The 467-nt window shown below is 67.0% G+C and carries 1 protein-coding gene; it reads right to left on the minus strand.

The features are described from left to right. On the minus strand, positions 1–370 hold a 370-nt coding region (locus FEK34_RS29840; protein ID WP_138453320.1), incomplete at its 3' end, for a hypothetical protein. Positions 371–467 lie beyond the last annotated feature (97 nt).

Here is a 467-nt window from a genome sequence, read left to right on the forward strand (position 1 = left end):
GGGTCATCGGGTCTGGGAGCAGCCCGCTGGCGTTGCGCAGTGCTCCTGCTGCCCCTTCGGGGATGCGGCCGGCGGCGTCGTCGAACCACAGCATGCCGTCCGGGCTTTCGAGCCCGTATCCGTAATCGGTGACCAGATCGAGCGGGACGGCGATGGTGGTCGGTGGTGCGTGGAGCACTGATCCGTTCGCTGCGAGGATTACCCATTTGTCTGGGCAGGCCGTGCATTCGCCTGGCGTGGTGACCACGTAGGTCTTGTTCGTCGAGGCTGCGACTGTGCCGGGCATGGACCATGCCTCGCGCAGATCGGTGCCCTCGTAGCCTTTCACCTGTGGGCTGTTCATCCCGTAGATGTCGAACGAGACCGCCACGCCGGATGCGGTGCCTCGCAAGCTGACGGCCACGGGGCGGTCGCGGCCCGACCACACGGTGACTCGGGTAGCGGGTGCGCTCTGGCCGAGGCGGTAA

It is taken from the genome of Nocardia cyriacigeorgica, assembly GCF_005863245.1.
Classification (GTDB): domain Bacteria; phylum Actinomycetota; class Actinomycetes; order Mycobacteriales; family Mycobacteriaceae; genus Nocardia; species Nocardia cyriacigeorgica_C.